The organism is Mycolicibacterium grossiae, from assembly GCF_008329645.1.
Lineage (GTDB): Bacteria > Actinomycetota > Actinomycetes > Mycobacteriales > Mycobacteriaceae > Mycobacterium > Mycobacterium grossiae.
Genome location: NZ_CP043474.1, coordinates 477,373 through 500,688 on the forward strand (window position 1 = coordinate 477,373; position 23,316 = coordinate 500,688).

Here is a 23,316-nt window from a genome sequence, read left to right on the forward strand (position 1 = left end):
GGTGGAACTGAACAACGAATTCCGGGTGGCGGTCCCCGCCGCCGAGGTCTGGGACGTCTTCACCGACGTGCAGCGCGTCGCACCGTGCCTGCCCGGCGCCACGCTGCTGTCCGTCGACGGCGACGAGTTCACCGGCGCCGTCAAGGTCAAGGTGGGCCCGATCACGGTGTCCTACAAGGGTGTTGCCTCGTACAAGGAGAAGGACACCGACGCCCGACGTCTGGTGCTGCGCGCCGAGGGCAAGGAGACCCGCGGCAACGGCACCGCCGCGGCCACCGTGACCGCGCAGCTCACCGAGGACGGCCCCCGCGGCACGCACGTCGCCATCTCCACCGACCTCGCGATCTCCGGCAAGGCCGCACAGTTCGGCCGCGGCGTCCTCGCCGACGTGTCGAGCAACCTCATCGCCCAGTTCGCTCGCAGCCTCGAGGCCGAGCTGCTGGGCGGCGGTTCCCCGGACTCCGCCGCGGCGTCCGGCGTCACGGCAGCACCCACCACGGCGGCGCCCACCACGGAAAGGCTCACGGCGGCAGCGCAACCCGCCGACTCCGTCGACCTGCTCAAGGTGGTCGCCCTGCCGCTGGCCAAGCGCGCCGCCCCCGTCGCTGCCGGCCTCGCCGCGGGCGTCGCCGTCGGCATCCTGTTCGGCCGCCGCCGGCGGACCCCGACGCACCCCGCGGCGATCACGGCCGACGACCTGCTCGCCGCGCTGTCGAAGCTGGTGTCGTGAAGGCCGCGCCGTTCGCCTACCACCGACCGGACTCCGTCGAAGAGGCGGTCGGGTTGCTCGCCGAGTACGGCGACGAGGCGAAGATCCTCGCGGGCGGGCAGAGCTTGGTCCCGATGCTCGCCATGCGGCTCACCCACTTCGACAACCTGGTCGACGTCTCCCGGGTCACCGAACTGTGCGGCATCGACCTCGTCGACGACGACGTCGTGATCGGCGCGGCCACCCCGCATGCCCTCGTCGGCATGGACGACGAGGTGGCCGAGTCGGTTCCGCTGCTGACGCTCGCGACCCCGCACATCGGCCACTTCCAGATCCGCACCCGCGGCACCCTGGGCGGCGCGGTGGCCCACGCCGACCCGGCCGCGGAGTACGCCGCAGCCGCGCTCGCGCTCGACGCCACCATCGAGGCCACGTCGCGGCGCGGTGACCGCCAGATCCCCGCCGGGGAGTTCTTCACGGGCCTGTGGGAGAACGCGCTGGAGCCCGACGAGATGCTGCGCGCCGTGCGCTTTCCGGTATGGCCGGGTCGCACGGGATACGCGGTCCGCGAATTCGCCCGACGCCACGGCGACTTCGCGATCGCCGGCGCCACGGTGGCCGTCGCCCTCGACGACGACGACCGGGTGACGCGCTGCGGGATCGGCCTGCTCGGTCTCGGCTCGACACCGCTGCGCGCCACCGCGGCCGAGGACGCCGTCACCGGACGTGGTCTCGCCGAACTGTCGGCCGAGGACATCGGCGCGCTGGCCATGTCCGGGCTCACCGACGTCCCGTCCGACCTGCAGGGGTCGGCGTCCTACCGGACCCGCGTCGGGGCCGCGATGGTCGCGCGGGCCTGGAACGAAGCGACGGGCCAGGCCGGCACCGACCGGCCCGGCGTCCTGACCGGAACCGCGAAGACGGAGGCGTCCCATGCATGAACTTCCCGTCGAACTCCGAGTGAACGGCACCCCGCACGGCGGCGTCGTCGAACCCCGCGTCACGCTGGCCGACTTCCTGCGCGAACGGTGCGGGCTGACCGGCACCCACCTCGGGTGCGAGCACGGCGCCTGCGGGGCGTGCACGGTCCTGCTCGACGGTCAGGCCGTGCGGTCCTGCCTGGTGTTCGCCGTTCAGGTCGACGGCCAGGAGGTGACGACGGTGGAGGGCATCGCGTCACCGGACGGCGAACTGTCCCCGGTGCAGGCCGCCATGCGCGCCTGTCACGGACTGCAGTGCGGCTTCTGCACGCCGGGCTTCGTCACGTCCATCACGGCGCTGCTCCGGGACAACCCCAGCCCGACCGACGAGGAGATCCGCGAGGGCCTCTCCGGCAACTTCTGCCGCTGCACCGGTTACCAGGGAATCGTCAACGCCGTGCGCCAGGCCGCCGAGGCGCAGGCGTAACGGTCGTCCCGGTGCGCTCGATACACCGGCGGGGGCGTGCCCACGTAGGGTGGGCCCGACACCGACTCGGGAAGACTGGTGACATGAGATCGATGCACGCCGCCGCGGCGGTCCTGGTCGCTGCCGGGGCAGCGCTCACCTCGCTGACCTCGATCGCGCCGGCCTCCGCCGAACCGAGCGACGCTCAGGTCGACGACGTGTTCACCAAGGCCGTCCGCGACAAGGGCCTGCGGATCACCGCCAAGGACGCCATCGACCTCGCGCACTCGACGTGCGACGTGCTCGCCCGCGGCGGCGACGTGGAGGCGGCTCTGCACCACGTCAAGAACGCCACCGAGTGGACGAAGATCGACGACATCACGACGTTCGGCAGCCTCGCCGTGCAGGGCTACTGCCCGGGGCTCAACCCCAACGCCTGACGCCGGGACCCCCGGCGGTCACGACACCGCGCCGCGCAGCCCGTCGGCGCCGAACACCGGCTCCAGCATCGATGACATGTCCGGCCCACGGCGCAGGCCGTGGCCGCCGTCGACGTTGAGCACCTGACCGGTGATCCACTCGGCGGCGTCGCTCAGCAGGAACACCGCCGCGTTGGCGACGTCGGTGACCTCACCCGGCCGCGGCAGCGGCGTGCAGCTGGCGTAGTCGGCGCTGATCGCCGGCGAATCCAGGATCGGCGCCACCATGTCGGTGCGGATGAGACCGGGCCGGATGCCGTTGACCCGCACCCACGACGGGCCGAGTTCGTCGGCGGCCAGCATCATCAGATGGTCCAGCGCGGCCTTGCTCGGGCCGTAGGCCGCGAACCAACGGTGCGTATTGCTCGAGGCGATCGACGAGATGCCGACGAACGACCCGCCGCCGCCGCGCACCATCTCGCGCGCACTGTGCTTCAGCACGTACATCGTCCCGTTGACGTTGAGGTCGACCGTGTTGCGCCAGCCCTCCGAATCGACCTGCGTCAGTGGGCCGATGGTCAACGAGCCGCCCGCGGAGTGCACCACGCCGTGCAGCCGGCCGTGCCACGCGGCGGCGGCGTCCACGACGTGGGCGACCTCGTCCTCGTTGGTGACGTCGGCCGGTTCGTAGCGCACCTCGCCGGCTCCCTCGCCGGCCGCGGCGCCGATCTCCTCCACCGCTGTCGCCAGCTTGTCGGCGTTGCGGCCCACCAGCATTGCGTTGCCGCCCGATGCGACGACCGCGGCGGCCACCCCCTTGCCGATGCCGCTGCCGCCGCCCGTGACCAGAATGGTCCTGTCCACCAACGACAGCTGCATTGCTGCTCCTCCCGCGTCCCCTGGCGGGGAGAACTAGAACACGTTCTCGTCATCGAACCACGCGGTGTGCACGCGGGGAAGCGAAACGCCGCACGGCGATCCGGCAGTCACGCCACAGCCGACTGGCAGACCGTTCACAGGAATGGCACGCCCGCACCACTTCTTGGCGCCATCACCCCCGCACGACGGCGTGACGGGCGTATCGTCTCCCGCACGGACACCGCCGCAGGCGTCCCGCCCGACGACAAGAAAGCACGACCATGGCGACCTTGAGATTCGACGCCCGACGCCTCCTGCTCGCCGGGGGATTCGCCGTGGCGGCGGCTGCCGCGCCCGCGGTCGCCGTCCTCGCCGCACCGACGTCGGTGGAGCCGTCGGTGGCCGCCTGCCCCAGCGGTGAGACCGAGGACACCTTCACCACGGTCTGCACCCCCGACCTGGTGCCGAATTCGCCGGTCTTTCAGAGTAGTTCACCTGACAGCCTGCCCTCGGTCGGCGGCATCCCCTGCAGTGGAGCCAATTCCGGTCAGTGCATCGGCCTGTCCGAGGAGCAGCAGTCCGAAGGGCCGGTGCCCGTGCCGCGCTCGTCGGTCAGCTCGAGCCCCTAGTACCGGCCCGACGCCGCGCCGGGCCCCGCCCGGCGGCGTCGCGTCGCGCCGTCCGTCACGGCCGTCCGTCACGACCCCTCGCAGGGAACTCGTGGAATGTGTGCAGATTCCTGGCAGCTTCCATAGACTCACCCCGACGACACGGTCAATAACGACAGAAAGCGTGACGATGGCGAACCCTGTTCTGAGTGCTCCCCGGCGGTTCATCCTGGCGGGCGGGTTCGCGCTCGCCGTCGCCGCGGCTCCCGCGGTCGCCGCGCTCGCCGGCGTCGACGCGTTCCCGGCCAACCCGCTGGCGTGCCCGGGCGGTGAGGAAGAGGATCAGTTCACTGGCATCTGCATCCCCCACACCGTGCCGAACTCTCCGTTCAGCTCGATCCCGGGCAACCCCGACCTGCCGGCCGTCGACGGCATCCCGTGCACCGGCGCCAACAGCGGCCAGTGCATCGGCCTCGCCGAGAACGCCCCGGCCTACGTGCCGCCGACCTCGTCGATCGGCAGCAGCCCGACCGTCACCGGCGTCTCCTGAGCATGCCTCGGCCCGAACTCTGGGCGGCTCGCCGAGTCGCCTAGAGTTGGGTCATGGCAGCTTCACCTGACCCCACCGAGATCGACGACGTCGAGCCGCTCGCCGACAGCACCGCGCGGCAGGCGCGCCGCGTCGTCGCGGCGTACGCCACCGACGCCGACGAGTGCCGCGTCTTCCTGTCCATGCTCGGCATCGGACCCGCGAAGCTCGACGCCTAGTGAGCCCCGGCCCGGCGACCGAGCCCGACGTCGGCACCGCCGACTTCGTCGTCGTGGCCAACCGGCTGCCGATCGACATGGAGCGCCGCGCCGACGGCGAGATCTCCTACAAGCGCAGCCCCGGCGGCCTGGTCACTGCGCTGGAACCGCTGCTGCGCAAACGCCATGGCGCCTGGATCGGTTGGGCCGGCATCCCCGACAGCCCCGAGGACCCGATCGAGGACGACGGGCTGCAGCTCTTCCCGGTGGCGCTGTCTGCCGAGGACGTCGCCACGTACTACGAGGGCTTCTCCAACGCCACGCTGTGGCCGCTCTACCACGACGTCATCGTCAAGCCGATCTACCACCGCGCCTGGTGGGAACGCTATGTCGAGGTGAACCGCCGCTTCGCCGAGGCGACCGCCCGGGCCGCCGCCGACGGCGCCACCGTCTGGGTGCAGGACTACCAGTTGCAGCTCGTCCCCAAGATGCTGCGCATGCTCCGCCCCGACCTCACCATCGGGTTCTTCCTGCACATCCCCTTCCCGCCGATCGAACTGTTCATGCAGATGCCGTGGCGTACCGAGATCATCGAGGGTCTGCTGGGCGCCGACCTCGTCGGCTTCCACCTCCCGGGCGGGGCGCAGAACTTCCTCTACCTGGCTCGCCGTCTGGTCGGTGCCGACACCTCCCGGGCGACCGTCGGCGTGCGGTCCCGGTTCGGCGAGGTGCGCGTCGGTTTTCGCACCGTGAAGGTGGGCGCGTTCCCCATCTCCATCGATTCGGCGGAACTCGACGCCAAGGCCCGCGACCGAGCGGTGCGCCAGCGTGCCCGCGCCATCCGCGCCGAACTCGGCAACCCGCGCAAGGTCATGCTGGGCGTCGACCGGCTGGACTACACCAAGGGCATCGACGTGCGGCTCAACGCCTTCACCGAACTGCTCGAGGACGGCCGCGTCGACGGCAGTGACACCGTGCTCGTCCAGCTCGCCACGCCGAGTCGCGAGCGGGTGGAGAGCTACAAGGTGATGCGCGAGGACATCGAACGGCAGGTCGGCCACATCAACGGCGAGTTCGGCGAGGTCGGCCACCCGGTGGTGCACTACCTGCACAAGCCGATCCCCCGTGACGAACTCGTCGCGTTCTTCGTCGCCGCCGACGTCATGCTGGTGACCCCGTTGCGCGACGGGATGAACCTGGTGGCCAAGGAGTACGTGGCGTGCCGCAGCGACCTCGGCGGCGCGCTGGTCTTGAGCGAATTCACCGGCGCCGCAGCCGAATTGCGACAGGCGTACCTGGCCAACCCGCACCACGTCGACGACGTCAAGGACGCGATCGAGGCGGCCCTGACGCAGTCACCGGAGGAGGGCCGGCGCCGCATGCGGGCGCTGCGCCGTCAGGTCCTCGCCCACGACGTCGACCGGTGGGCCCGCGCCTTCCTCGATGCGCTGTCCTCGACCGAGGACCACACCGGTACCAGGAGCGAGACCGGCTCTAGACCGGAGTGATGAAGTTGATCTTCCACTGCCCGTCGATCTTCTCGTAGTCGACGCGCAACCGGCTCCCGTCGTACACCGGCTGCTTGGACTTGTCGGTGACGGTCCGGTTCATGAACACCAGCACGCTGGCCGAATCGCGGTGCGCGTCCAGCACTCCCGTCCCGACGACGTTGGCCTGCGAGATCACCTGCCGGTCACGGGCCTGCGGGATGATGTCCTGGTTCGCGCGTTCCTCGAACTCGCGGCGGTAGGCCGGGGTCAGCAGCTGGTAGGCGTCGGTGAGGCTGCGCTCGACCGTCTGGAAGTCGTAGCCGAAGACCAGCGGGATCTGCTGGGCGGCGAGGTCGCAGTTCGGTGGCTGGCGGTCGCCGGTGCAGGGACCGAGTTCCTCGCGGGTCTGCTGTTCGGCCGCGAGCTGGTCGCGGTCCCACCACATGTACCCGCCGAAGGCGCTCAACCCGACGAAGCCGACCGCCAGCAGCACGCCGAGCGCGAGCGCCAGGCGGGTCGTCCACCGACCCATCAGTTGCCCCCGTCGGGGTACTTGAGGTCGTAGCCGGTCATGTGGCCGTTGTCGTCCTCGTGCACGACGATCCGCAGCCGGTAGGGCTGCGACGGCTTGTTGACGCCGTCGAGGTCGGTGACCGTGACGCGTGCGGCGACCAACACGTTGGCGTTCTTGGCGGTCTCGTCGACGCGCTCGAGCGCCGCGCCGGTGATGACGGCCTCGCTGCTGGCCTGCGTGTCCCGGAAGATGGCCTTGAGGTTCTCGACGTTGGTGCCCTGGCTGAGCATGTCGCGCAGCGGGCCGCTGGTGCCGTTGACGAAGCGGTTCACGCTCTCGTCGATGGTGTTCTGGTCGTAGCTGAACATGTTGACCACCGTCTGGGTCGCGGTGTCGACGAAGCGCTGGTCGCGGTCGAGCGCGGCGTCGGTCTCCGCCCGTCCGGCAGCTGCCCAGGCGGTCAGCCCGCCGACGACCGCGACGAGCACCGCGCAGACGGCGATGCCCACCGCCGCCACCAGCGTGCGGTGCGGCTGCCGGCGCGGTGGCGGCCCGACCGGTCGCGACACCCTGACGCGCGGCGTGGCGGCGGTCGCCGATACGCCCAGCGCGGGTTCGGCGGTGACGGTGCCCGCGGCCGGTCCCGCGGCACGCGAGGCGCGGCGGCGGACGGCCTTGGGCGCCGGCCCGGACGTCTCGGTCGAGGACTCACCGGCGGCCGTGTCCTGCTCTGTCATTCCCGTCGTGGATCCATCATCAAATCGGCCCACGTCTCCGCGGGGGCGAACTTCGTCGAACCGGAGGCCAGCACGCCGGTTCCCCCGGAGGGGTCGGCGAACACACCGGTCCTCGAATCGTACGTCGTCGACGTCGGAGCGCTGGCCACCGGCGGTGCGTCCTGCGGCACGGCCTGTGCGGGCAGCAGCGGACCCTGGCCCGGCGGCGGGGGCACCGCGGGGGCGGGTGCCGGGGCCGGGGCCTCCGCGGGCAGCGGACCGGGTGCCGGAGCCCCGGGTGCCGAGCGGCCGTACGGCGGCACGATCTGGTCGGGCGGCGCGTAGAACGGCAGCGGTGGCGGCGGTGGGCCGGGATCGCTCGGCGGAACCGGCAGTGGGAACGGCGCATTGGGCGCGGGACCGGGTCCCGGCACCACACCGGGCGGCAACTGCACCGACGGCGGCCCCGGGTCGTAGTCCGCCGAGGGCGGGATGTTGGGGAACTTGTTCGCCGGGGTGATGTTGCGCGGATCGGTGATCGGCGTGCTGCCGTACGGGATCGGCGGGCCACGCCACGGATTGCTGCCGATCGGCACGTAGCCGCGCGGGTCGCGGCACAGCTGAATGGTGGGTGCCCGCTTGCCGGGGAACTCCTGGCACGGGTAGTTGCGCGCGCCGCGCACGACGGTCGGATCGCTCTGCGCCGTCTTGCAGTACAGGTCGGTCGGCAGGTCGCGCAGGGTGGTGTCGGCAGGCGTGCGGATCTGCGTCGGCGGGATGAAGCCCACCGAGCACGGGGGCGGATCACCGAGGTCGACCTTGAAGTCGAGCTTGCCGCCCTCGTCGGCCGGCAGACCGCCGCCCACGGTGATGAGCGCGGCCATCAGCGCCGGGAAGATGACCAGTGCCTGCTCGATCGACTTGTTGTAAATGACGCCGATGCGGCCGACGTTGGCGAGGTTGGCGGCCAGCATCGGAAAGTTCGGGCGGATGCCGTCGAACGTCGTGTTGGCGGCCTGGGCCGCGCCCGGCACGGTCCGAAGCACCGACCGCAGCTGCGGGTCGGCATTCGCCGCCTCGGTGGTGAAGCGCGCCAGTCCGTCGGCGAGCGACCGGATGTCGTCTCCGCTGGCGATCTCGGCGTCCAGGAACGGACCGGCCTGGTCGATCAGCTGGCTGGTCTGGCCGTAGTTCGCGTTCGCCTCGTCGACCAGGGCGCGGCCGGACTGGATCAGCCGCGCCAGCTCGGGTCCGGAGCCGTTGAACGCCTTGAACGTCTCGCGCAGCAGATCCTGGATGCGGCTGTCGCCGATGCTGTTCACCAGCGAGTCGGCCTGGGTGAGCAGGCTCGCGATGTCCTGACCGATCGCGGTGCGGCTCACCGGGATCACGGCGTCGTGGCCGAGCATGCGGTCGGAGGGGTCGTCGGGCGGCACCAGGTCGATGTACTGCTCGCCGACCGCCGAGACGCTCTTCACCGTCGCGGTGACGTTGTCCGGCACCGGGGTGTCGGTGTTGAGCCGCATGTCGGCGACCACGCCGTCGTCGCTCAGACCCACCGACTCGACGCGTCCGATGGTCACGCCGCGGTAGGTGACGTTGGCGTTCTCGTACAGGCCGCCGCCGGCGACGAAGTTGGCCCGGACGTCGTAGGTGCCGATGCCCATGGCGGCGGGCACGTGCAGATAGAACGCGGAGATCGCGCCCACGCACAGCACCGTCACGATCGCGAAGATCGACAGCTGGATGCGCGTCAACCGGTCGAGCATCAGGGCACCGCCTCGGTGTGCTGGGTGGCCGTCCCCGGCGGGATCTGGAACGGATCCGCCGCCTGCCCCGAGAGATTCGCCATCGCCCCGGTCAGGAAGTCCGGCGGGTTGATGACCTCGTCGAGGTGCTTCATGTTGGGGTCGAGGCCCTTCGACGTGGTGAACACCGACTCACCGGTGCGGCGCACCGTCAGGTCGAACGTCACGAACACGTTGAGGTAGTCGCCCCGCACCGCGTTGCGCAGGTACTTGTAGTGGAACGGGAAGGTCGGCAGCAGCTCCAGGTCGGAGATGAAGTCGTCGGCGTTGTCGTTGAACGCCTTCACCACCGGATAGAGATCCTTGAAGTCGGCGGCGAAGTCGTCGCGGATGCCGGTCAGCACCCGCGAGGCCACCCCGGAGAACGTCCGCAGGGCGGTGAACGCGTCGACGAGGTTCGTCCGGTTGGCGTTGAGCACCTCGAGCGCCGCGGGCAGCGTGTCGAGCGTGCGACCCAGGTCGTCGCGGCTGCGGGCCAGGATGCCGGCGAACCGGTTGAGCCCGTCGGCGGCGGCAATGATGTCCGCGGTCTGCCGGTCCAGCGATCCGGTCAGCTCGGCCAGGCGCGGGATGAGGTCGGCGAACGACCCGGCGCGACCGGCGACGGCGGCGTACGTCTCGTTCGTGATGTCCTGCAGCGCACCGAGATTGCCCTTGTTCACCACCACGCCGAGCGAGGACAGCACCTCTTCGGTGGTCGGGTAGCGCCCGGTGTGGGCCAGCGGAATCGTCGATCCCTCGGTCAGCCGGCCCTGGGGCGGCTCGCCCGTGGGGTCGGCGAGCGCCACGTGCTGCGATCCGAGCAGCGACGTCTGGGCCACCGTCGCGGTCGCATTGGCGGGCAGTTCGACGTTGCCGTCGAGCGAGAGCTTCACCGCCGCGAAGAACGTGCCGTCGGGCCGTTGTACCGCGTCGATGCCCGAGACGCTCCCCACCGTGATGTCGTCGACCAACACCGGCGAGTTCTGCGGCAGGGTCGCCACGTCGGGCAGTTCGACGTTGATCGTGTACGAGTCCTTGCCGTGCCCGGCGGTGCCCGGCATGTCGAGGGAGTTCAGTCCCCCGAACGAACATCCGGCGAGCAGCACGGCGCCCGAGGACACCGCGACGGCCGCGCGGCCGCTCCGTACTGCCCTGCGGCGCAGGGCGATGCGCGTCGGCACGGCTATCCACCTCCGGCTTCGGCGGGCAGGGGCGCTGGATCGGGTGCGGGTCCGGGCAACGGTCCCGTCCCCGTCGGCGCGGGCGGCGGGACCGGGCCGGCAGGCGACACCTGCCCGGGCTCCGCGGGCGGAGGCAGGATGAGGTCGCTCAGCATGCCGTCCGGACTGGGCGTCGGCGGCGTCACGCCGGGCGCCGGGTTCCACTGCAGGTAGGGCACCGGCGTCTGCGCCTTCGCCTCGGTGGCCGGGGTGTCGTAGAGGATCTGACCCTTGTAGGCGGTGATGCTGTTGATCGGGTGGAACAGCACCGGCGGGTAGTTGACCGCGAGCCGCTTGACCACCGGTCCCATGCGCTGACGGCAGATCTCGGCGCGCTTGAAGTTGTCCGGCGAGGCGCCCACGTCGAACGTGCCACCGCAGATGAACTGCACGGGGTTCGCGAAGTTCGGCAGCGACAGCAGACCACCGACGGTGCCCTGCGCGGGGTTGTAGATGTTGTAGAAGTTGGCCAGGCCGTTGGGCGTGATGTGCAGGGCCTGCTCGATGTCGTCGCTGTGCTCGGTGAGGATGTTGGTGAAGTCGGTCAGCTTGTTGACCTGCCCGATGAGCGCCGAGTTGTTGTCGTTCAGGAGGCCCTTCACGTCCGACAGCGCCTGGTTGAGCGTGCCCAGCGTCTGGTCGAGATCCTTCGAGCTGTCGGCCAATACCTGCGACACCGAGGCGACGTGGTTGGAGAACTGCACGATCTGTTCGTTGCTGTTGGACAGCGCGTCGACCAGCACCTGCAGGTTGCGTACCGTGCCGAACAGGTCGGTGCGAGAGTCGCCGAGCCGTCCGGCGGTCGCCGACAGCTCGCGCAGCGCCCGGCGGAACGAGTCGCCGTTGCCGTCGAAGGTGTCCGCGGCCTGGTTCACGAACTCCGCCAGCGGGCCCTGCACGGAACCCTGCTGCGGGCCGAGCTGGGCGCTCAGCGCGGTCAGCTGCTCCTTGACCTCGTCCCACTCGACCGGCACGCCGGTGCGGTCGAGGCCGATCTCCGCGCCGTCGGCCAGCTCGGGACCCTCGGTGTAGGCCGGGGTCAACTGGACGGAGCGCGCGGACACCAGGTTCGGTGCGATGACGATGGCGCGGGCGTCGGCGGGCAGGCGCACGCCGTCGTCGATGGTCATCGTGACCTTGACGTCGCGGGCCCTCGGCTCGATGGCATCGATGGTGCCGACCGGGACGCCGACGACGCGCACGTCGTCACCGGGGTAGAGCCCGACGGCGGTCGGGAAGTACGCCACCACGCGGTGCGCGGCACGCGTGGGCCACACGACGTACACGGCGCCGAGCAGCAGAGCCACCAGGGCGACCGCCAGCAGGCCGCGCACCCAACGCGGCTTCGAGGGACGGGAATCGTGGTGCGTCATGGCGACTTCGGCCTGATGATGAGGCGTTCGGAGATGAACCCGCGCAGGTAGTCGGCGAGGCTGTCGGGCAGCTTGCCGGGCTGGAAGTAGGTGTCCAGCAGGACCTCCGACAGCGCGGCCGGCGGCAGGCCGTACAGGTTGATCTGGAAGCCGGGGCCCGACCCGACGACCTCGCCGAGGGTGGTCGCGTACGGCGGCAGCCGGCGCAGCGCCTCGCCGATGTGCTCCCGCCGCTCGAGCAGGTTGTCCATCACCAGGTTCAGCTTCTCTAGCGCGGGCCCGAATTCGCGACGGTTGTCCGCCACGAAGCCCGAGAGTTGCCGGGACACGTCGTCGATGCCGGAGATGAGATTGCTCAGCGCCTGGCGGCGCTCGTCGAGCGCGGCGAACAGCATGTTGCCGTCGGTGATCAGCTGGTTCACCTGCCCGGCGCGCTGGGCCAGGGTGTCGGAGACATTCTTCGCGTGCGACAGCAGCTGTTCGAGCGCCTCGTCGCGGGCGTTGAGGCTGCGGGAGAGGTTCGCGATGCCGTCCAGCGCGCCCCGCAGTTGCGGCGTGGCGTCGCGCAGCGTGGCGGTCAGTGTCTGCAGCGCCTGCTCGAAGCGCGGCTTGTCCAATTCGCTGGAGTTCTCGCCGAGGTCCTGCAGCGCAATGCTCAGGGTGTAGGGCGTCGTCGTGCGACCCAACGGGATCACGGTCACGTTGCCGGTGCCGCCGGGGGTGACGGCGAGGGACTTCTGGCCGAGCACGGTGTCGGTCTTGATCGCGACCAGCGACTGGTCGCCGACCTTGATCTTGCGGTCCACGGTGAACGCGACCTTGGCGGCGTCGCCGGCGAGTTCGACGGAGCTGACCTTGCCGACCTGGATGCCGGACACCGAGACGTCGTTGCCGGGCGTGATGCCGCCGGCGTCGGTGAAGTACGCCTCGTAGTTCTTGCCCTGCGGCCAGAACGGGAGGCTGGTGTAGCCGAACGACACCAGCACCAGGCACGTCACCAGGACGATGCCGAAGATGCCGGTGCGGAGCGGGTTTCCGCCGTCGGGCCTAGCCATTCTCCGAGCACCTCCCCTTCGACGGATCGGGCGGGCCACCGAACGGGATCAGGATGTCGCTGCCCGCGGGGCCGTTGATCTTCATCCGGATCGAGCAGTAGTAGATGTTGAAGAAGGACCCGTAGGCGCCGAGGGCGTTGAGCCTCAGGTAGTTCTCGGCCAGCGGTTCGATGACCTTGTTGAGGTCGCCCTTGCGCTCGTCGAGCCGCTGCGCCAGCGGGCGGACGTTCTCGATCACGCCCTGCACCGGGCGCCGGCTCTTCTCCAGCAGCGTCGTCAGGTCGTTCGTCGCGGACGCGAGGGGCGGGATGGCGCCGGCGATCGGATCCCGGTTCTGCGCCAGTCCGGTGATCAGCTGCTGGAGCTGGTCGACGCTCGCGTCGAACTGCGCGCCCTTCTCGTCGACTGTGCCGAGCACCGTGTTGAGGTTGTTGATCACGTCGCCGACGAGCTGGTCGCGGTCGGCGATCTGCTGGGTGAAGGAACTCGTCGAGGCGAGCATGCTCGACAGCGCGCCGCCCTGGCCCTGCAGCAGCTCGATGACGGCGTTGCTCACCTCGTTGACCTTGTTGCCGTCCAGACCCTTGAGCACCGGGCGCAGCCCGCCGAGCAACGCGTCGAGGTCGAGGGCGGGCTGGGTGTTCTCCTTGGCGATGGTGGCGCCGGCCGGCAACTTGCGCAGGTCGCCGGGTCCCGAGGTGATCTCGAGGTACCGGTCGCCGACGAGGTTCTCGTAGCGCACCGCGGCCCGGGTCGAGGTGTACAGCTGGTAGCGGTCGGCGACGTCGAACTCGACGTCGACGGTGTTGTCCGGGTTCAGGCTGACCTTCTTGACCGAGCCGACGGGCACACCCGCGATGCGGACGTCCTGTCCGGACTTGAGCCGGGACGCCTCGGCGAACGTGGCGTGGAAGGTGTTGCCCGACGCGAAGCGGAACTGGCCGAACACCACGACCAGTCCGGCTGCCACCAGCAGCATCGCGGCCGTGAAGACCGCGACGCTGACGACCGTCCTGTCCGACTTCATCAGTAGTCGTCCCGTTCTGCGAAGGCCCCGTGGAACAGGAACTGCAGCGTGGACGGTGCGTCGAACTGCAACTCGGTGTTCGGCTGGAACGGAATGTACGCGTTGTCCGTGACCAGGAAGGGCGGGTGGTACCAGGACCCGCCGTACTGCTTGGTCGGAACGTCCGGCAGGCCACGGCAGTTCGGGCCGCCCGAGGCGTTCACCATCGGCAGGCTCTCGGGGTAGGTGTAGGCGGGGGCGCCGGGCAGGAAACTCGACGCGACGAACAGGCCGGGACGGACGCCACCGATCACCGGGGCGAAGGTGTCGAGCGCCTTCTTCGTGCCGCGGATGACGCAGCCGAGTTCGGGCGAGTACTCACCGAGCACCTTCAGCGGCGCTCGCAGCCGCTGGATCGTGGCGATGAGGTCGTCGGCGGCCGGCTCCAGCGTGGCGGTGCCGTTGTTGGCCAGACCGGTCGCGGCGAGCAGGGCGGCGTTGAGGTTGTCCTGCTCGTCGACGACGGTCTTGCTGATCGACGGCACGTTGCCGAGCACGGTCGCCAGGTCGGGCGCGGCATCGCCGTAGATCCCCGTGACGACCGCTGTCTTCTGGAAGTCCTGCTGCACTGTGGGGAGCTTCGGGTTGAGTTGCGCCAGATAGGCACTGGTTCCCGCGAGCGCCGCGCCGAGGTCGTCGCCGTTGCCGCGCAGCCCCTCGCCGAGTGCGGTGATGGTGGCGTTGAGGTTGATCGGATCGACCTTCTTCAGCACGTCGGTCAGCGTCTGGAAGAGGGTGTTGACCTCGAGCTGCACGCTGCCCGCCGGCACCGCCGCGCCCGGGCGCAGCGACTCGCCGCTGGGCTGGTCCGGCGGCAGGAACTCGACCGACTTCGCGCCGAACACCGTGGTGCCGCCGATCTTCACGGTCGCATTCGACGGGATGTACCGCATGGAGCTGCGGTCGATGTCGAGCGTCAGCTTCGCCTCGTTGCCGGCGTACTGGATGTCGGAGACCTTGCCGATCTGGACGCCGCGGTACTTCACCTTGGCGTCGCGCTCCATCACCAGGCCGGCCCGTTCGGAGGTCACCGTGACGGTGTCCACCGGGGTGAAGGCGGCGGTGTAGGAGAGGTAGGTGAACACGACGGCGATGGCCACGACGGCAGCGAGGATCGCCGCAGCGATCCGCACGTGGCTGCGCTTCGCGTCGCCGATGGCCATGGCCGTGCTCTCCTATCCGGACAGGTTGAAGTTGCCCGACGCGCCGTAGACGGCCAGGGAGATGAACAGGACGATGGTGACGACGACGATGAGCGACGTGCGGACGGCCTGTCCGACGGCGATGCCGACGCCGACGGGGCCGCCGGAGGCGTTGTAGCCGTAGTAGGTGTGCACCAGCATCACGGCCACCGACATGACGATGGCCTGCAGGAACGACCACAGCAGGTCGCTGGGTACGAGGAACGTGTTGAAGTAGTGGTCGTACAGGCCGGCCGACTGCCCGTTGATGAACACCGTGGTGAACCGTGCTGCGAAGAACGCGGCCAGCACCGACAGCGCGTACAGCGGCACGATGGCGATGAGGCCGGCGATGATGCGCGTCGACACCAGGTAGGACACCGAGTGCACCGCCATGGATTCGACGGCGTCGATCTCCTCGGCCACGCGCATGGCCCCGAGTTGCGCGGTGGTGCCGGCACCGATCGTCGCGGCCAGGGCGATGCCGGCGATCACCGGCGCGACGATGCGCACGTTGAGGAACGCCGACAGGAAGCCGGTGAGCGCCTCGATGCCGATGTTGCCCAGCGACGAGTAGCCTTGCACCGCGATGACACCGCCGGAGGCGAGCGTCATGAACGCCGCGACGCCGACCGTGCCGCCGATCATCACCAGCGCACCGGTGCCCATGGTCATCTCGGCGATGAGCCGGATGGTCTCGCGGCGGTAGCGGGTGAGCGCGTTCGGGATGTAGCGCACCGACTCGCCGTAGAAGAGCGCCTGCTCCCCCACGGTGTCGACGAGCTTCGGTACGCCGCGGAAGAAGCGGCGCAGGCGCAGGGTGGCGTCGTAGCTCATGGTCGTTCCGCCGCTAGCGTTCCAGGACCCGCACGCCGACGGCGGTCATGATCACGTTGATGACGAACAGGCAGATGAAGGCGTAGACGACGGTCTCGTTCACGGCGATCCCGACTCCCTTGGGCCCGCCCTGCACGGTCAGACCGCGGTAGCAGCCCACCAGGCCGGCGAAGACACCGAAGAGCAGGGCCTTGAACATCGCCAGCACGAGTTCGCCGAGACCCGTCAGGATGGTCAGACCGTTGATGAAGGCGCCGGGGTTGACGCCCTGCAGGAACACCGAGAAGACGTAGCCGCCGGACAGGCCGATCGCGCAGACCAGGCCGTTGAGCAGCAGCGCCACGAACGTCGACGCCAGGACGCGGGGCACGACCAGACGCTGGATGGGGTCGATGCCCAGCACACGCATCGCGTCGATCTCCTCGCGGATGGTGCGCGCGCCGAGGTCGGCGCAGATCGCCGTCGCGCCGGCACCGGCGACGACGAGCACCGTCACGACCGGGCCGAGCTGCGTGATGGTGCCGAAGGCCGTGCCCGCACCGGAGAGGTCGGCAGCGCCGATCTCGCGCAGCAGGATGTTGAGCGTGAACGCCACCAGCACCGTGAACGGAATGGCCACCAGGAGGGTCGGGATCAGCGAGACGCGCGCGATCATCCACGTCTGCTCGAGGAATTCGCGGAACTGAAACGGCCTACGCCAGATCTTGACGAACGTCTCGATCGACATCTCGACGAACCCGCCCACGGCCCGAGCCGGAGCCGCAAGCTGTTCGATCAATCTCGGCTCCGTTCCTTCTGCGAGGGAGGCTCGGGCATCGTGGCGAAGCGTGTCCTACGCGCCGCCGCGGTGCCCCCACCGCCCTGGGGTTGAGCGCCGCTCTTAGTGAGCCGGCTCATATTAACTAGAACAAGTTCGCAGTGTCAAAGAACGGTCAAACTCATGGGTTTGGCCCCAAAGCCGCTGGTCAGAGCCACTGTGACCCAGGTCATTCTAGAACGTGTTCTAGCGCTTCTCGGGACGTGACAACCGAGACTGTCAGTCTCCCGCGGCCATCAGCGCAGTGGCCGAGAAACCGAGATCCGGATCGCGATCAGCAAAGTACTTCCTCAGCGTCGAATCCAGGTCGGCCGCGGTCCACGCCGACGCGTCGGCGGTGAACTGCCGTTCCACCGACGGCGCCGCGACCAGCGTCACGGTAGGACCGTAGACGATGAAGAGCTGTCCGTTGACCGCTTCCGACGCCGGCGAGGCCAGGAACCGGACGAGGTTGACGACGTGCTCGGGTGACAGTGCGTCGACCTCGCCGTCGGCCAGCTGCGGCGCCTCGCCGAACACGTCGGCGGTCATGGCGGTGCGCGCACGCGGCGCGATGGCGTTCGCCCGCACGCCGTAGCGGCTCAACCCGCGCGCGGCGGTCAGCGTCAGCGCGGTGATCCCCGCCTTGGCGGCGCCGTAGTTCGCCTGCCCGACCGGCCCGGCCAGCCCCGCCTCCGAGGACGTGTTGACGATGCGCCCGTACACCGTCCCGCCGTTGGCCTTCGCCTTGTCCCGCCAGTAGGTGGCGGCGTTGCGGGTCAGCAGGAAGTGCCCGCGCAGGTGCACGGCGATCACCGCGTCCCAGTCCTCGTCGGACATGTTGAACAGCATCTTGTCGCGCGTGATGCCGGCGTTGTTCACCACGATGGCCAGTCCGCCGAGCCCGTCGGCGGTCGCGACCATCTCGTCGGCCGTAGACCGCTGGCTGACGTCGCCGGCCACCGCGACGCCCTTGGCGCCCGCGGCGGCGATCTCGTCGAGCACGTCGGACTTCTCGAGCGCTCCGGCCATGTCGTTGACGACGACCGTCGCGCCCTGGCGGGCCAGCCCGATCGCCTCCGCGCGGCCCAGTCCTGCGGCCGCACCGGTCACCACGGCGACCAGACCGGACAGGTCGGCCGACTCAGCGGGGGAAGTCATTTATGAATACCTCTAGTCTCTGCGGCTCAGCGCCGCGCGCGGGCACTCGGCGATGGATTGCTCGGCCAGACCCTCCTGGTCGGCGGGCACCGGATCGGCCTTGACGATGGCGTAGTCGTCGTCGTCCAAATCGAACAGGTCCGGAGCGATGCCCAGGCACACCGCGTTTCCCTCGCAGCGATCCCGGTCAACTTCAACGTGCATGACAGCCTCCTCGTAGCCGCGGTGGCGACGGTGCGCCGACGATAACGGGTCACGATACGGCCCGGTTCGGCCGATGGCAGTAAAGCATGCCCTGGATTCGGAGACTAGAACGTGTTACAACCGGGAGTGATCGGCAGCCCGTCGTCGGCCGCCGAACCCGTCCCGCGACAGTGAGGAAACGCCATGCGGATCGGCTACACGCCCGAGCAGGAGGAGCTGCGCCGCGAATTGCGGTCGTACTTCGCCGAGCTCATGACGCCAGAGCGCGCGGAGGCCCTGGCCTCGGGCGAGGGCGAGGTGGGCCGCGGCAACGTCTACCGCGAGACGGTCGCGCAGATGGGCAAGGACGGCTGGCTCACCCTGTCCTGGCCCACCGAGTACGGCGGCCACGCCCGCCCGCCGATGGACGGGCTGATCTTCAATGACGAGGCCGCGCTCGCCAACGTCCCGGTGCCCTTCCTGACGATCAACAGCGTCGCGCCGACGATCATGCACTTCGGCACCGACGAGCAGAAGTCGTTCTTCCTGCCCCGCATCGCCAAGGGCGACCTGCACTTCTCGATCGGCTACTCCGAGCCCGGCGCCGGAACCGATCTCGCGGCGCTGCGCACCACCGCGGTGCGCGACGGCGACGACTACGTGATCAATGGCCAGAAGATGTGGACGAGCCTCATCGCGTACGCCGACTACGTCTGGCTCGCCGTCCGCACCAACACCGAGGCCAAGAAGCACCGGGGCATCTCGATGCTGATCGTGCCGACCACGGCCGAGGGCTTCTCCTGGACGCCCGTGCACACCATGAGTGGCGTCGACACCAGCGCCACGTACTACCAGGACGTCCGCGTCCCGACGTCGGCGCTCGTCGGCGAGGAGAACGCCGGCTGGAAGCTCGTCACCAACCAGCTGAACCACGAGCGCGTGGCACTGGTGTCCGCCCAGCCGATCTATCTCGCGCTCAACGGCGTTCGCGAGTGGGCGCAGAACACCAAGGACGTGCACGGCAAGCGGCTGATCGACTCGGAGTGGGTGCAGCTGAACCTCGCGCGCGTGCACGCCAAGGCCGAGGTCCTCAAGCTCATCAACTGGGAGCTGGCGTCGGCCAGCGACGCGGCGCCGTCCCCCGCGGACGCCTCGGCGGCCAAGGTGTACGGCACCGAACTGGCCACCGAGGCCTACCGGCTGCTCATGGAGGTGCTCGGTACCGCGGCGACGCTGCGCTCGGACACCCCCGGTGCGCTCCTGCGTGGCCGGATCGAGCGCATGCACCGGTCGTGCCTCATCCTCACGTTCGGCGGCGGCACCAACGAGATCCAGCGCGACATCATCGGCATGGTGGCCCTCGGGCTGCCCCGGGTCAATCGGTAGGGACGACATGGACTTCACGACGACGGAAGCCTCCGAGGATCTCGGCGGGCTGGTCCGCACCATTGCCGACACGGTGTGCACCCCCGAGCGCCAGCGCGAACTCGACGGCGCCACCGAGCGTTTCGACGACACGCTGTGGGCCAAGCTCAAGGACGCCGACGTGCTGTCGACGACGGCGCCGGAGTCTCTGGGCGGCGGCGGTTTCGGCGCGCTCGAGCAGGTGGCGGTCCTCGTCGCCCTCGGCAGGCAGATGGCCGCGGTGCCCTACCTGGAGTCCGCGGTGCTCGCCGCAGGCGCCATCGCCGAGTTCGGCTCCGAGGAGTTGCGCCGGGACTGGGCGACCCCGGCGGTCGACGGCGAGAAGATCCTCACCATCGCGCTCGACGCGGAGATGGGCCAGGGTCCGGTGCAGGCCACCGGCGGTGGTGACGGTCACCGGCTGACCGGCACCCGGGCGCTGGTGCCCTTCGGGCCCATCGCCGATGCGTTCCTGGTGCCGGCGGACACCGACGCCGGAGTGACCGTGTTCCTCGTCGCCGCGGACGACCCCGGCGTGACGGTGACGTCGCTGAACACCACCGGTCACGGCAGCGTCGGACTCCTCGACCTGCAGGGCGCGGAGATCCCCGCCGGCCGGGCGATCGGCGGGTCGGAGGTCGTCGACTGGCTGGCGATCCGAACCACGCTCGGCCGCAGTGCGTTCCAGATCGGCGTACTCGAGCGTGCGCTCGAATTGACCGCCCAGTACGCGCGCGAACGCGAACAGTTCGAACGGCCGATCGGCAGCTTCCAGGCCGTCTCGTCGCGCCTCGCCGACGGCTACATCGACCTCAAGGGACTGCGGCTCACGGTGACGCAGGCCGCCTGGCGGGTCTCCGAGGGCCTGCCCGCGCAGCTCGAGGTGGACTCGGCGGCGTTCTGGGCCGCCGAGGCCGGCCACCGCGTGGCGCACACCGCCGTCCACGTGCACGGCGGCGTCGGCATCGACACCGACCATCCGGTGCACCGCTACTTCCTGGCGGCCAAGCAGACGGAGTTCGCCGTCGGCGGGGCGACGGGCTCGCTGCTGCGCATCGGACGCGAGCTGGCCGAGACCCCGGCCTGACCCCTGCGGTGAGCGACCCCGATCCGACCGTCACCGACCTGCTGGTGCCGCTCGCGGAGGTCACCGACCGCGGCGTGCGCGAGGAGGACGCCTTCGTCAGTTGGGCCGATCACCTCGTGGCGGCCGCCGCGCTGGCGTCCGCCGTCCGCGCCCGGCTGGACCCCGCGAAGCCGCCGCACGTCGGGGTCCTGCTCGGCAACACCACCTTCTTCTCCAGCGTGCTGGTGGCGGCCGGGCTTAGCGGCCTGGTCCCGGTGGGGCTGAACCCGACCCGACGCGGCGCCGCGCTCGCCCGCGACGTCGCCCACGCCGACTGTCAGCTGGTGCTCACCGACGACCCCTCGGCACTGTCCGGCGCGGACCTCGACGTCGCGGTGATCGACGTCGGATCCGACTCGTGGGCAACCGAACTCGCGGCGAACGACGGGACGGCGGTGACGTTCGCCGACGTCTCCCCCGACGACCTGTTCATGCTCATCTTCACCTCGGGCACCAGTGGCGAGCCGAAGGCCGTGCGGGTCACCCACGCCAAGGTGGCGTTCCCCGGCGCCATGCTGGCACAGCGGTTCGCCCTCGGGCCCGCCGACGTGTTCTACCTGTCGATGCCGCTGTTCCACTCCAACGCCGTGATGGCCGGGTGGGCGGTCGCCGTCGCCGCGGGTGGCTCGATCGCGCTGCGGCGCAGGTTCTCCGCGTCCGGGTTCCTCCCCGACGTACGACGCTACGGCGCCACCTACGCCAACTACGTCGGCAAGCCGCTGTCCTACGTCCTCGCGACACCACCGCGCGACGACGACGCCGACAACCCGCTGCGGATCCTGTACGGCAACGAGGGCGCGCCGCGCGACGTCGTGCGGTTCGCCGAGCGCTTCGACGTCCTGGTGGTCGACGGGTTCGGTTCGACCGAGGGCGGCATCGCCATCGCCCGTACGCCGGATACGCCCGAGGGTGCGCTCGGCCCGCTGACCGACGAGGTCGCCATCGTCGACGTCGACACCGGCGAGCCGTGTCCGCCGGGCCAAATCGGCGAACTGGTGAACCCGACGGGCCCGGGGTGGTTCCGCGGCTACTACGGCGATCGCGGGGCCGAGGACGAGCGCATGGCGGGCGGTGTCTACCACTCCGGCGACCTCGCGTACGCCGACGAGGCCGGCTACGCGTACTTCGCGGGTCGACTGGGCGACTGGATGCGCGTCGACGGCGAGAACCTCGGCACCGCACCGATCGAGCGCGTCCTGCTGCGTCATCCCGACGTCGTCGAGGTGGCCGTCTTCCCGGTCCCCGACCCGGCGGTCGGCGACCGGGTGATGGCGGCGCTGGTACTGAGCGACGGCGCGGAGTTCGACGCCGTCGCGTTCGAGGACTTCCTCGCCGCGCAGGCCGATCTCGGCCCGAAGCAGTGGCCCGTGCTGGTCCGCGTCGCCGCGTCGCTGCCCCGCACTGCGACGTTCAAGGTGCTCAAGCGCGTGCTCTCCGCCGAGGCCACCGACTGCGCCGACCCGGTGCACGAGATCCGCCGCCGCTAGGGACGGTCAGCGGATCGGCCGTGCTCGAACGGCCCGGCAAAGAACGCGCCGCCTCAGCCCTCGCGGATGCCGTCCAGCCGCCGGGTGGCGTCGGCGAAGCCGTCGACGAGTTCGGCGATGATGTCGGCCACCGGCCGGATCTCGTTCATCCGGCCGACGATCTGACCCACCGGCATCGCGACGGTCGTCGGGTCGGTCGACTCGCTCATCCGCTGGTGCGCTTCGCTGACGAGGATGTTCTGCAGCGGCATGGGCAGCGGTTCGGGCGCGTTCTCGGCGTCCCAGGCGTCGGTCCACCGGCTCTTGAGCAGCCGGGCGGGTTTTCCGGTGTAGATGCGGCGCCGCACGGTGTCGCTCGACCCCGCGGCCAGCAGCGCCTGCTGGATCACCGACGCGCCGCCCTCGGTGCGCACGCCGAGGTCGTACTCGGCGGCGGTGAGGAACGCCGACCCCATCCACACGCCCTGCGCGCCGAGCGCCAGCGCCGCCGCGACCTGCCGCCCGGAACCGATGCCGCCCGCGGCCAGCACTGCGGCGTCGCTGCCGGACGCAGCCAGCGCATCGACGACCTCCGGCACCAGCACCATGGACGCGATCTCACCGGTGTGACCGCCGGCCTCGTGGCCCTGCGCGATCACGATGTCGACGCCGTTCTCGGCGTGCCGCTGCGCATGCTTGGCGCTGCCCGCGAGTGCCGCCACCGGAACACCCGCGGCGTGCACCTGGTCGATGACGTCCTTCGGCGGCGATCCGAGCGCGTTGGCGATCAGCTTGATGGGGTGCTTGAGGGCCACCTCGACGTGGCTGCGCGCCACCGAGTGCAGCCAGCCGAGCACGCCCTCGGAGCGCTCCTCGTCCTCCGGCAGCGGCGGCACACCGAGGTCGGCGAGCGTCTTGTCGACGAACTCGCGGTGCGTCTGCGGGATGAGCTTGTTGATGTCGACGCTGGTGCCCTCGGTCGGGACCTTGGCCGGCATGACGATGTCCACGCCGTACGGCTTGCCGTCGGTGTTGGCGTCCATCCACTGCAGGACGTTCTCGAGGTCGTCGGCGGCGTTGAACCGCACGCAGCCGAGTACGCCGAGGCCGCCGGCGCGGGTGACCGCGGCGGCCACCTTCTCCGACGGCGTGAACACGAAGATCGGGTAGTCGATGCCGAAGCGTTCGCAGAGTTCGGTTCTCACGGGTGT

At 70.1% G+C, this 23,316-nt stretch carries 25 protein-coding genes; 11 read left to right on the forward strand and 14 right to left on the reverse strand.

The window, feature by feature from the left end; translation table 11 throughout:
• Nucleotide 1 precedes the first annotated feature (1 nt).
• The 4 genes from FZ046_RS02390 to FZ046_RS02405 all read left to right on the forward strand — a co-directional run bounded on the left by FZ046_RS02390 (nt 2) and on the right by FZ046_RS02405 (nt 2,535).
• Nucleotides 2-730, forward strand: a complete 729-nt coding sequence (locus FZ046_RS02390; RefSeq protein WP_070353663.1) for an SRPBCC family protein — start codon at nt 2-4, stop codon at nt 728-730.
• Entirely contained in the window at nt 727-1,650 is a 924-nt protein-coding gene (locus FZ046_RS02395; protein WP_070353664.1) for an FAD binding domain-containing protein, read from the forward strand. Before FZ046_RS02390 ends, FZ046_RS02395 begins: the two co-directional genes overlap by 4 nt.
• Nucleotides 1,643-2,116: a (2Fe-2S)-binding protein gene (locus FZ046_RS02400; protein WP_070353665.1), complete on the forward strand. Its 474-nt coding sequence runs from the start codon at nt 1,643-1,645 to the stop codon at nt 2,114-2,116. The genes FZ046_RS02395 and FZ046_RS02400 overlap by 8 nt, the downstream gene beginning before the upstream one ends.
• Before the next feature lie 83 nt (nt 2,117-2,199).
• Nucleotides 2,200-2,535, forward strand: coding sequence for a DUF732 domain-containing protein (locus FZ046_RS02405; RefSeq protein ID WP_083298280.1), 336 nt, complete (start codon nt 2,200-2,202; stop codon nt 2,533-2,535).
• 18 nt (nt 2,536-2,553) lie between these two features.
• Here FZ046_RS02405 and FZ046_RS02410 read toward each other — a convergent pair whose 3' ends face one another.
• On the reverse strand, nt 2,554-3,393 hold the full coding sequence (locus FZ046_RS02410) for an SDR family oxidoreductase (RefSeq protein WP_070353667.1): 840 nt from the start codon (nt 3,391-3,393) through the stop codon (nt 2,554-2,556).
• Between the two features lie 260 nt (nt 3,394-3,653).
• On the opposite strand from FZ046_RS02410, the gene FZ046_RS02415 reads away from it, so the two are divergent.
• From FZ046_RS02415 to FZ046_RS02425, 4 genes are all read left to right on the forward strand, one after another.
• Nucleotides 3,654-4,001, forward strand: coding sequence for an intersectin-EH binding protein Ibp1 (locus FZ046_RS02415; RefSeq protein ID WP_070353668.1), 348 nt, complete (start codon nt 3,654-3,656; stop codon nt 3,999-4,001).
• A 169-nt stretch (nt 4,002-4,170) separates the two neighbouring features.
• Nucleotides 4,171-4,530 (forward strand): intersectin-EH binding protein Ibp1, encoded by a 360-nt coding sequence (locus FZ046_RS02420; RefSeq protein ID WP_070353669.1) that lies wholly within the window; start codon nt 4,171-4,173, stop codon nt 4,528-4,530.
• A 53-nt stretch (nt 4,531-4,583) separates the two neighbouring features.
• Nucleotides 4,584-4,748, forward strand: coding sequence for a hypothetical protein (locus tag FZ046_RS27230; protein ID WP_099045939.1), 165 nt, complete (start codon nt 4,584-4,586; stop codon nt 4,746-4,748).
• A complete protein-coding gene (locus FZ046_RS02425) occupies nt 4,748-6,235 on the forward strand; it encodes an alpha,alpha-trehalose-phosphate synthase (UDP-forming) (RefSeq protein ID WP_070353670.1) in 1,488 nt (495 codons plus the stop codon). The genes FZ046_RS27230 and FZ046_RS02425 overlap by 1 nt, the downstream gene beginning before the upstream one ends.
• On the opposite strand, the gene FZ046_RS02430 is transcribed toward FZ046_RS02425, so the two are convergent.
• The 12 genes from FZ046_RS02430 to FZ046_RS02485 form a co-directional block, all read right to left on the reverse strand.
• Nucleotides 6,222-6,749 (reverse strand): mammalian cell entry protein, encoded by a 528-nt coding sequence (locus FZ046_RS02430; protein WP_070353671.1) that lies wholly within the window; start codon nt 6,747-6,749, stop codon nt 6,222-6,224. The genes FZ046_RS02425 and FZ046_RS02430 overlap by 14 nt on opposite strands.
• Nucleotides 6,749-7,468 carry an Rv1363c family protein gene (locus FZ046_RS02435; protein WP_070353672.1) on the reverse strand — a complete coding sequence of 240 codons (720 nt, stop codon included), beginning with the start codon at nt 7,466-7,468 and terminating at the stop codon, nt 6,749-6,751. The genes FZ046_RS02430 and FZ046_RS02435 overlap by 1 nt, the downstream gene beginning before the upstream one ends.
• Nucleotides 7,465-9,216, reverse strand: a complete 1,752-nt coding sequence (locus FZ046_RS02440; protein WP_149484178.1) for an MCE family protein — start codon at nt 9,214-9,216, stop codon at nt 7,465-7,467. Before FZ046_RS02440 ends, FZ046_RS02435 begins: the two co-directional genes overlap by 4 nt.
• The gene (locus FZ046_RS02445) at nt 9,216-10,406 is read right to left on the reverse strand and encodes an MCE family protein (protein WP_070354263.1); all 1,191 of its coding nucleotides are present in this window, start codon (nt 10,404-10,406) and stop codon (nt 9,216-9,218) included. The genes FZ046_RS02440 and FZ046_RS02445 overlap by 1 nt, the downstream gene beginning before the upstream one ends.
• Nucleotides 10,407-10,420: 14 nt before the next feature.
• Nucleotides 10,421-11,830, reverse strand: coding sequence for an MCE family protein (locus tag FZ046_RS02450; RefSeq protein WP_070354209.1), 1,410 nt, complete (start codon nt 11,828-11,830; stop codon nt 10,421-10,423).
• A complete protein-coding gene (locus FZ046_RS02455) occupies nt 11,827-12,885 on the reverse strand; it encodes an MCE family protein (RefSeq protein ID WP_070354210.1) in 1,059 nt (352 codons plus the stop codon). The genes FZ046_RS02450 and FZ046_RS02455 overlap by 4 nt, the downstream gene beginning before the upstream one ends.
• Nucleotides 12,878-13,912, reverse strand: coding sequence for an MCE family protein (locus FZ046_RS02460; protein ID WP_070354211.1), 1,035 nt, complete (start codon nt 13,910-13,912; stop codon nt 12,878-12,880). Before FZ046_RS02460 ends, FZ046_RS02455 begins: the two co-directional genes overlap by 8 nt.
• Nucleotides 13,912-15,114, reverse strand: coding sequence for an MCE family protein (locus tag FZ046_RS02465; protein ID WP_070354212.1), 1,203 nt, complete (start codon nt 15,112-15,114; stop codon nt 13,912-13,914). Before FZ046_RS02465 ends, FZ046_RS02460 begins: the two co-directional genes overlap by 1 nt.
• A gap of 12 nt (nt 15,115-15,126) precedes the next feature.
• Nucleotides 15,127-15,969, reverse strand: coding sequence for an MlaE family ABC transporter permease (locus FZ046_RS02470; RefSeq protein WP_070354213.1), 843 nt, complete (start codon nt 15,967-15,969; stop codon nt 15,127-15,129).
• Between the two features lie 13 nt (nt 15,970-15,982).
• Nucleotides 15,983-16,747, reverse strand: coding sequence for an MlaE family ABC transporter permease (locus tag FZ046_RS02475; protein WP_070354214.1), 765 nt, complete (start codon nt 16,745-16,747; stop codon nt 15,983-15,985).
• A 258-nt stretch (nt 16,748-17,005) separates the two neighbouring features.
• The gene (locus FZ046_RS02480; protein ID WP_070354215.1) at nt 17,006-17,926 is read right to left on the reverse strand and encodes a 3-oxoacyl-ACP reductase; all 921 of its coding nucleotides are present in this window, start codon (nt 17,924-17,926) and stop codon (nt 17,006-17,008) included.
• A gap of 12 nt (nt 17,927-17,938) precedes the next feature.
• Nucleotides 17,939-18,130, reverse strand: a complete 192-nt coding sequence (locus FZ046_RS02485) for a ferredoxin (RefSeq protein ID WP_070354216.1) — start codon at nt 18,128-18,130, stop codon at nt 17,939-17,941.
• Between the two features lie 183 nt (nt 18,131-18,313).
• Here FZ046_RS02485 and FZ046_RS02490 point away from each other — a divergent pair, with 183 nt between their 5' ends.
• The 3 genes from FZ046_RS02490 to fadD17 are packed head-to-tail and all read left to right on the forward strand — an operon-like array spanning nt 18,314 to nt 22,126.
• The gene (locus FZ046_RS02490; RefSeq protein WP_070354217.1) at nt 18,314-19,495 is read left to right on the forward strand and encodes an acyl-CoA dehydrogenase family protein; all 1,182 of its coding nucleotides are present in this window, start codon (nt 18,314-18,316) and stop codon (nt 19,493-19,495) included.
• A 7-nt stretch (nt 19,496-19,502) separates the two neighbouring features.
• Nucleotides 19,503-20,600: an acyl-CoA dehydrogenase family protein gene (locus FZ046_RS02495; RefSeq protein WP_070354218.1), complete on the forward strand. Its 1,098-nt coding sequence runs from the start codon at nt 19,503-19,505 to the stop codon at nt 20,598-20,600.
• Nucleotides 20,597-22,126 carry a long-chain-fatty-acid--CoA ligase FadD17 gene (gene fadD17, locus FZ046_RS02500; RefSeq protein WP_070354219.1) on the forward strand — a complete coding sequence of 510 codons (1,530 nt, stop codon included), beginning with the start codon at nt 20,597-20,599 and terminating at the stop codon, nt 22,124-22,126. The genes FZ046_RS02495 and fadD17 overlap by 4 nt, the downstream gene beginning before the upstream one ends.
• Before the next feature lie 53 nt (nt 22,127-22,179).
• Here the strand turns inward: fadD17 and FZ046_RS02505 are convergent, their stop codons facing one another.
• Complete coding sequence (locus FZ046_RS02505; protein ID WP_070354220.1) at nt 22,180-23,310, reverse strand: NAD(P)H-dependent flavin oxidoreductase; 1,131 nt, start codon at nt 23,308-23,310, stop codon at nt 22,180-22,182.
• Nucleotides 23,311-23,316 lie beyond the last annotated feature (6 nt).

What these genes read in the sequence shown, in the direction of transcription:
- FZ046_RS02400 (WP_070353665.1), top strand. Translation starts at nt 1,643, where the DNA reads ATGCATGAACTTCCCGTCGAACTCCGAGTGAACGGCACCCCGCACGGC.
- FZ046_RS02405 (WP_083298280.1), top strand. Translation starts at nt 2,200, where the DNA reads ATGAGATCGATGCACGCCGCCGCGGCGGTCCTGGTCGCTGCCGGGGCA.
- FZ046_RS02410 (WP_070353667.1), bottom strand. Translation starts at nt 3,393, where the DNA reads ATGCAGCTGTCGTTGGTGGACAGGACCATTCTGGTCACGGGCGGCGGC.
- FZ046_RS02415 (WP_070353668.1), top strand. Translation starts at nt 3,654, where the DNA reads ATGGCGACCTTGAGATTCGACGCCCGACGCCTCCTGCTCGCCGGGGGA.
- FZ046_RS02420 (WP_070353669.1), top strand. Translation starts at nt 4,171, where the DNA reads ATGGCGAACCCTGTTCTGAGTGCTCCCCGGCGGTTCATCCTGGCGGGC.
- FZ046_RS27230 (WP_099045939.1), top strand. Translation starts at nt 4,584, where the DNA reads ATGGCAGCTTCACCTGACCCCACCGAGATCGACGACGTCGAGCCGCTC.
- FZ046_RS02430 (WP_070353671.1), bottom strand. Translation starts at nt 6,749, where the DNA reads ATGGGTCGGTGGACGACCCGCCTGGCGCTCGCGCTCGGCGTGCTGCTG.
- FZ046_RS02435 (WP_070353672.1), bottom strand. Translation starts at nt 7,468, where the DNA reads ATGACAGAGCAGGACACGGCCGCCGGTGAGTCCTCGACCGAGACGTCC.
- FZ046_RS02440 (WP_149484178.1), bottom strand. Translation starts at nt 9,216, where the DNA reads ATGCTCGACCGGTTGACGCGCATCCAGCTGTCGATCTTCGCGATCGTG.
- FZ046_RS02450 (WP_070354209.1), bottom strand. Translation starts at nt 11,830, where the DNA reads ATGACGCACCACGATTCCCGTCCCTCGAAGCCGCGTTGGGTGCGCGGC.
- FZ046_RS02455 (WP_070354210.1), bottom strand. Translation starts at nt 12,885, where the DNA reads ATGGCTAGGCCCGACGGCGGAAACCCGCTCCGCACCGGCATCTTCGGC.
- FZ046_RS02460 (WP_070354211.1), bottom strand. Translation starts at nt 13,912, where the DNA reads ATGAAGTCGGACAGGACGGTCGTCAGCGTCGCGGTCTTCACGGCCGCG.
- FZ046_RS02465 (WP_070354212.1), bottom strand. Translation starts at nt 15,114, where the DNA reads ATGGCCATCGGCGACGCGAAGCGCAGCCACGTGCGGATCGCTGCGGCG.
- FZ046_RS02470 (WP_070354213.1), bottom strand. Translation starts at nt 15,969, where the DNA reads ATGAGCTACGACGCCACCCTGCGCCTGCGCCGCTTCTTCCGCGGCGTA.
- FZ046_RS02480 (WP_070354215.1), bottom strand. Translation starts at nt 17,926, where the DNA reads ATGACTTCCCCCGCTGAGTCGGCCGACCTGTCCGGTCTGGTCGCCGTG.
- FZ046_RS02485 (WP_070354216.1), bottom strand. Translation starts at nt 18,130, where the DNA reads ATGCACGTTGAAGTTGACCGGGATCGCTGCGAGGGAAACGCGGTGTGC.
- FZ046_RS02490 (WP_070354217.1), top strand. Translation starts at nt 18,314, where the DNA reads ATGCGGATCGGCTACACGCCCGAGCAGGAGGAGCTGCGCCGCGAATTG.
- FZ046_RS02495 (WP_070354218.1), top strand. Translation starts at nt 19,503, where the DNA reads ATGGACTTCACGACGACGGAAGCCTCCGAGGATCTCGGCGGGCTGGTC.